This is a genomic window from Nonomuraea cavernae (assembly GCF_040655715.1).
In the GTDB taxonomy this organism is placed as follows: domain Bacteria; phylum Actinomycetota; class Actinomycetes; order Streptosporangiales; family Streptosporangiaceae; genus Nonomuraea; species Nonomuraea cavernae_A.
In genome coordinates, this window is record NZ_JBFAKL010000034.1 from 83,991 (window position 1) to 90,385 (window position 6,395).

At 67.9% G+C, this 6,395-nt stretch carries 9 protein-coding genes; all 9 read right to left on the reverse strand.

Translation table 11 applies throughout. The annotated features are described in order from the left end of the window. Positions 1 to 48: 48 nt before the first annotated feature. Positions 49 to 642 (reverse strand): signal peptidase I, encoded by a 594-nt coding sequence (gene lepB, locus AB0I38_RS35270; RefSeq protein WP_358491321.1) that lies wholly within the window; start codon positions 640 to 642, stop codon positions 49 to 51. Then, on the reverse strand, positions 642 to 1,502 hold the full coding sequence (lepB, locus tag AB0I38_RS35275; protein ID WP_358491325.1) for a signal peptidase I: 861 nt from the start codon (positions 1,500 to 1,502) through the stop codon (positions 642 to 644). Before lepB (AB0I38_RS35275) ends, lepB (AB0I38_RS35270) begins: the two co-directional genes overlap by 1 nt. Positions 1,503 to 1,699: 197 nt before the next feature. Then, entirely contained in the window at positions 1,700 to 2,062 is a 363-nt protein-coding gene (gene rplS / locus AB0I38_RS35280) for a 50S ribosomal protein L19 (RefSeq protein ID WP_189129176.1), read from the reverse strand. A gap of 137 nt (positions 2,063 to 2,199) precedes the next feature. Continuing rightward, on the reverse strand, positions 2,200 to 3,003 hold the full coding sequence (gene trmD / locus AB0I38_RS35285) for a tRNA (guanosine(37)-N1)-methyltransferase TrmD (protein WP_358491332.1): 804 nt from the start codon (positions 3,001 to 3,003) through the stop codon (positions 2,200 to 2,202). Next, a complete protein-coding gene (gene rimM / locus AB0I38_RS35290) occupies positions 3,000 to 3,500 on the reverse strand; it encodes a ribosome maturation factor RimM (protein WP_358491386.1) in 501 nt (166 codons plus the stop codon). The genes trmD and rimM overlap by 4 nt, the downstream gene beginning before the upstream one ends. A gap of 85 nt (positions 3,501 to 3,585) precedes the next feature. Further along, positions 3,586 to 3,831 carry an RNA-binding protein gene (locus AB0I38_RS35295; RefSeq protein ID WP_043634919.1) on the reverse strand — a complete coding sequence of 82 codons (246 nt, stop codon included), beginning with the start codon at positions 3,829 to 3,831 and terminating at the stop codon, positions 3,586 to 3,588. A gap of 1 nt (position 3,832) precedes the next feature. Next, positions 3,833 to 4,273, reverse strand: a complete 441-nt coding sequence (gene rpsP, locus AB0I38_RS35300; RefSeq protein ID WP_358491338.1) for a 30S ribosomal protein S16 — start codon at positions 4,271 to 4,273, stop codon at positions 3,833 to 3,835. A 207-nt stretch (positions 4,274 to 4,480) separates the two neighbouring features. Further along, a complete protein-coding gene (gene ffh / locus AB0I38_RS35305; protein ID WP_358491346.1) occupies positions 4,481 to 6,037 on the reverse strand; it encodes a signal recognition particle protein in 1,557 nt (518 codons plus the stop codon). A gap of 55 nt (positions 6,038 to 6,092) precedes the next feature. Continuing rightward, on the reverse strand, positions 6,093 to 6,395 hold a 303-nt coding region (locus tag AB0I38_RS35310; RefSeq protein ID WP_358491352.1), incomplete at its 5' end, for an ATP/GTP-binding protein.

The window sequence follows — 6,395 nt, forward strand, 5'->3', positions numbered from 1 at the left end:
AGAGGCAGCGTACGCCTCAATCACCGCAAACCGCGACCGAAAGCGCACCTACTTGACCTTGTCGAAGGTCTCGGGCTTGGTGAAGATCAGCCCTCGTGACAGCGGCCAGTAGCGCAGCACCGCCTTGCCCACCACCGCGTCCTCGGAGATGAAACCGCCGCCGGGCTCCTGCATGTGGCTGCGCGAGTCGGCCGAGGCGCTGCGATGGTCACCCATCAGCCAGAGCTTGCCCGCGGGCACGGTCACCTTGAACTCGTCGCCGGACGGATAGTCGTCGGGATAGAGGTAGGACGACTCCTCCAGCGGTGTGCCGTTGACCGTGATCCGCCGCTTGGAGTCGCAGCACACCACCTTGTCGCCGCCGACGCCGATGACCCGCTTGATGGTGTCTTCGCCGTTCCATCCCTTGAAGACGATGATGTCACCGCGTTCGGGCTTGCCGGCGAGCTTGTTGACGAACACCCGGTCGTTGATCTGCAGGGTGTTCTCCATCGACTCGGACGGGATGTAGAACGACCCGACCACGAACTGCTGCAGCACCAAGGCGAGGCCCACGCCCAGCACCAGCAGGAGAACCGTCTCGCGGAAGGTGCCCTTTTTCTTCTTCTCCTGCACTGCCTCCGCCTTCTTGGTGACGGCCATCAGCGCTTCTTGACGAGCAGCCGCCGACGGACCAGAACCAAGGGTACGGCCAGCGCGAACCCCGCGACCAACGGGACCGACCCGCCGAGCGCCTGGAGGGCCGGCTGTGCGAACGTGTCGGGGATGGGCAGCGTGCCCGCCCTGTTGAACGGCCACACGATCACGAACGCCCGGCCGATGACCTGGCTCTCGGGGATCGAGCCGCCGCCGGGATCACCCTGGTGGGCCCGCGAGTCAAGGGAGACCAGACGGTGGTCGCCCATCACCCAGAGCCGCCCCTCGGGCACCTTGACGTCGAAGAACCTGTCGGACGGCTCGTTGCCGGGGTAGAGGTAGCCGCCCTCGTCGATGGGGACCCCGTTGACCGTGATGCGCCCCTTGGAGTCGCAGCACTTGACGCTGTCGCCGCCGACGCCGATGACCCGCTTGATGTAGTCCTTCTCGCCGGGCACCACGCCGAACGCGGTGCCGACCCAGCGGAAGAAGGCCGCGACCGGGTTGGACGGCTCCTCCAGCTGGAACTCTCCGTCCCAGGAGTCGACGCCGGAGAACACCACCACGTCCCCGCGCTCGATGTCGCGCGTGTGGTAGACGAGCTTGTTGACCAGGACCCGGTCGTTCTTGAGGAGAGTGTTCTCCATCGACTCGGACGGGATGTAGAAGGCCTGGATCACGAAGGTCTTGATGATCAGCGCCAGCACCAGCGCCACGACTACCAAGACGGGAAGTTCCTTCCAGAACGACCCCTTCTTGTCTTTCTTGTCGCCCTTGGCCGGCTTCTGAGTCTCTTCGGCGACCACGTCCACCTCGTCCTTGGCAGGGCGGCGCGCCGCGCCGTACTCCTGACTCTCGCTAGTCATCGCTGATGAGCCTAGATGATGCACAGGCCCGACAAGCCTCGACCGACGTTACACCCGCGCCCGGGTCGCTCCACATAAAGGAAACGCCGTAGCAAAGCCGAATGGCCCGCGCATCACGCGGGCCATTCGGCGAAGCCGGTACGTGCGTAAAAGACGGTCCGGTAACCCCGGCGACCATCCGGCCGGGGGGCGGATCGCTACTTGGCGGGCGCCGCCTCACGCTTCTCGCGGATGCGAGCGGCCTTGCCGCGCAGGTCACGCATGTAGTAGAGCTTGGCCCGGCGCACGTCACCGCGGGTCACGAGCACGATCTTCTCGATGATCGGGCTGTGCACCGGGAAGGTGCGCTCGACGCCGACGCTGTAGCTGACCTTGCGGACCGTGAAGGTCTCGCGGGCGCCACTGCCCTGACGGCGGAGCACGAAGCCCTTGAACACCTGGACGCGGGAGCGGTTGCCCTCGATGACGCGGACGTGAACCTCGAGCGTGTCGCCGGGACGGAAGTCCGGCACATCGCTGCGCAGGGTCGCCTTCTCGAGCTCCTGGATCTTCGTGTGCATGAGAGATGTCCTCAAAGTCTCGCGAGCACGCGGAGGTCCACCCGGCCATGGCTCGCGGCGGACGCGCCTGCTGATGTGATGAACCCGGGACCGTTTCCCAGGCATGACAGACCAACCGCAAGACGGTTGGCAGCGCTTCAGTTTGCCATATCTTCCGGCCCGAAGCGAAACGAGAGCTCGTCGAGGAGCTCCCGGTCGCGCTTGTCGAGCGTCTCGGGGTCGATCGCCGCCACCAGGTCGGGCCGGTTGGCGATCGTCCGGCGCAGCGCCTCGTCCCTGCGCCACCTGGCCACCTTGCCGTGGTGGCCGGACAGGAGCACGGCCGGCACCTCGTGCCCCCGCCAGACCGGCGGCTTGGTGTAGACGGGGCCTTCGAGCAGGTTGCGCATGGCGCCTGGAGCGAACGAGTCGTCGACGGCCGAATGGACGTTGCCCAGCACCCCGGGCAACAGCCTGCCGATGGCCTCCACCATCACCAGCACCGCCACCTCGCCGCCGGCCAGCACGTAGTCGCCGATGCTCACCTCGTCGACCCGCAGGCGGGCGCCGTAGTCGAGCATGACGCGCGAGTCGATGCCCTCGTAGCGGCCGCACGCGAACAGCAGCCAGGGCTCGGCCGCCAGCTCCTGGGCCAGCTCCTGCGTGAACGGCCTGCCGCTCGGCGTGGGCACGATCATCCGGGGCGCACCGTCACCGATCACCGAGTCGATGGCCGCGCCCCAGATCTCGGGCTTCATGACCATGCCGGGCCCCCCGCCGTAGGGGGTGTCGTCGACGGTCTTGTGCACGTCGTGCGCCCAGTCGCGCAGTTGGTGCAGCCGCACGTCGAGGGTGCCGCGCTCCCTGGCCTTGCCGATCAGCGAGACGTCGAGCGGCGTGAAGTATTCGGGGAAGATCGAGATGATGTCGAGCCGGGTGCCGCCCTCGGGTGCGCGCGTCACAGCAGCCCCTCGGGCGGTGTGATCACGAGCCTGCCGCGCTCCAGGTCGACTTCGGGCACGAGGGGCTTGACGAACGGGATGAGCGCGTCGTCCTGACCGCCACGACGTACGACGAGGAGGTCCTGGCCGTGGTGGAGCACGTCGGTGACCTCACCGACGACCTCGCCGGAGCCGGTCTCGACGGTGAGCCCGATCAGCTGGTGGTCGTGGAACTCGTCGGGGTCGTCGGACGGCGCCACCTGGGCCGAGTCGATGACCAGCATGGTGCCCCGCAGCTCGTCGGCGGCGCCGCGGTCGGCGACCCCGGCGAAGGCGAGCAGCAGCATGTTCTTGTGCCAGCGGCGGCTCTCGATGACGAGCGGCCCCCTGTCGGCGGGGTCGGTCTCGACGGACGCGCCCACGGCGAGGCGCAGCTCAGGATCGTCGGTGCGCACCTCCACGGTCACTTCTCCGCGAACCCCGTGGGGACGACCGATCCGGCCGACGACCAGCTGCACGTGCACCTACCCTTCTCACCACGAGCCCTTTTCCAACCGCAAGCGCCCCCACCGGACGAACCGATGAGGGCGCGATTACCTGACGCTAACGGACCGCTTCGTGCAGATCGAGCAGATCGACCCGTACGTACTTCCCGTCGGCCAGGGCGTTCACGACCGTGCGCAGCGCCTTGGCGGTGCGCCCGCCGCGACCGATGACCTTGCCCAGGTCCTCGGGGTGCACCCGGACCTCCAGGACGCGCCCGCTGCGAATGCGGCGAGCGCGGACCCGGACATCGTCTGGATGTTCGACGATGCCCTTAACGAGGTGCTCGAGAGCCTCCTCGAGCACGTCAGGCCTCGCCCTCGGCCTGGGTCTCGGCGGGAGCCTCTACTTCTTCCTTCTTCTTGGCCTTCTTGGGCGTGGTGGCGACCGAGCCGGTGTCTCCACCGGACAGCGCCTCCTTGGCCGCGGCCTCGTAGACGGCGTGACGGTCGGGCGCCGGCTCGGCGACCTTCATCGGGGCAGGGGCGGGCTCGCCCTTGTACTTCTGCCAGTCGCCGGTGAGCTTGAGCAGCTTGAGCACCGGCTCGGTCGGCTGCGCGCCGACACCCAGCCAGTAGGCCGCGCGCTCGGCGTTGATCTCGATGCGCGAAGGGTCTTGCTTCGGGTGGTACAGGCCGATCTCTTCGATCGCCCGGCCGTCACGCTTGGTGCGGCTGTCGGCGACGACGATGCGGTATTGAGCGTTGCGGATCATGCCGAGCCGCTTGAGCTTGATCTTGACTGCCACGGGTGTGGTCTCTCCTGCATTCGAGCGCGGGTGAGCGGCACCTCATCGAGTGGGGCACGACGGGATGCTCGCTCCAGGGACAGGCGTGACCGGCGGGAGGTGAGAGGGCACCCACCTGGTCACGATGTTCCAACATGTCATTGTGCCAGACGCGGGCCACTGTCAGCGACGCGACCCACACGCCGACCTCTCCGGGAGGCCCGGGGACTACTTCGGGCCGGGGAGGTTGAGCTTGGAGGGGTCGAACCCGGGCGGGAGCTGCATGCCCGGCGGCAGCTTGCCGCCGAGGTTGCCGAGCACCCCACTCTGCTTGGGCGGCGCGGGCTCGGTCTCGTCGGAGGCGGAGGACGCCTTGCCCAGGGCGGCCTTGCGCGGGTCTCCGCTCACGCGGCGCCCCTTCTTGCCCTTCTTCTGGGCCTTGGTCGCCTTGCCTCGCCCGCCCGGCATACCGGGGATGCCCATCCCGCCGGCCATCCGCTTCATCATCTTCTGGGCCTCGAAGAAGCGGGTGACCAGGTTGTTGACCGCGCTGACCGTCACGCCGGAGCCGGCCGCGATGCGCGCTCGTCGCGACCCGTTGATGATCTTGGGGTCCTGACGCTCACCGGGCGTCATCGACCGGATGATGGCGGCGATGCGGTCGAGGTCGCGGTCGTCGATGGAGTTGAGCTGGTCGCGCATCTGCCCCATGCCGGGCATCATGCCGAGCAGGTTTTTGATCGGGCCCATCTTCTGGACCATCATCATCTGCTCGAGGAAGTCGTCCAGCGTGAAGCTCTCGCCCGAGGTGAGCTTGCCCGCCATCTTGGCGGCCTGGTCCTCGTCGAACGTCTTCTGGGCCTGCTCGATCAGGGTGAGGATGTCACCCATGTCGAGGATCCGGGAGGCCATCCGGTCAGGGTGGAAGGCGTCGAAGTCCTCCGCCTTCTCGCCCGTGGAGGCGAACATGATCGGCCGGCCGGTGATGTGCCGGACCGACAGGGCGGCGCCACCGCGGGCGTCGCCGTCGAGCTTGGTGAGCACGACGCCGTCGAAGCCGACGCCCTCCATGAAGGCCTGGGCCGTGGTCACGGCGTCCTGGCCGATCATGGCGTCGACCACGAACAGGACCTCGTCGGGCGAGACCGCGTCGCGGATGTCGGCGGCCTGCCGCATCATCTCCTGGTCGATGCCGAGACGGCCGGCGGTGTCGATGATGACGATGTCGTACTGCTGACGCTTGGCCTCGTCGATCGAGCGGCGGGCGACCTCGACCGGGTCGCCGACGCCGTTGCCCGGCTCGGGGGCGTAAACGGCGACCTCCGCGCGCTCGCCCACGACCTGGAGCTGCTGCACGGCGTTGGGCCGCTGGAGGTCGGCGGCGACGAGCATCGGCGTGTGGCCCTGCTCGCGCAGCCACCTGGCGAGCTTGCCCGCCAGCGTGGTCTTGCCGGCGCCCTGCAGACCCGCGAGCATGATGACGGTCGGCGGGGTCTTGGCGTAGCGGAGCCGGCGTGTCTCGCCGCCGAGGATCTCGATCAGCTCGTCATTGACGATCTTGACGACCTGCTGCGCCGGGTTGAGCGCCTGGGAGACCTCGGCGCCGCGGGCGCGTTCCTTGACCTGGGCGACGAATGCCTTGACCACCGGCAGCGCGACATCGGCCTCGAGCAGCGCGATGCGGATCTCGCGGGCGGTTGCGTCGATGTCGGCGTCGGACAGCCGACCCTTGGATCGGAGGGAGGAGAAGACCGATGTCAGCCGGTCGGATAGCGTCTCGAACACGTGGTTGGCCAGTCCTCGAAGCGAAAATAGGTCTGCGCTCAGCCTATCCGCTTCGCTAGCCGCTCCAGCCTGGTACGGCCATCCGGACGGTGAGCGCGTGTTCGACGAGGTTGATCAACGCGCTCTTGACCGAGTCCTTCGAGCGCGCGTCCAACCGGATCAGCGGAATGTGCGGCGCGAGTGTCAAAGCGTCACGCACCTCCCCGTCACTGTGCCCATATTGGCCGTCCCAGCCGTTGATCCCTACGACGAAGGGCAACTGCGCCTCTTCGAAGTAGTCGATCGCCGGGAAGCTGTCGGCCAGCCTGCGCGTGTCGACCAGCACCACCGCGCCGATCGCGCCGCGCACCAGGTCGTC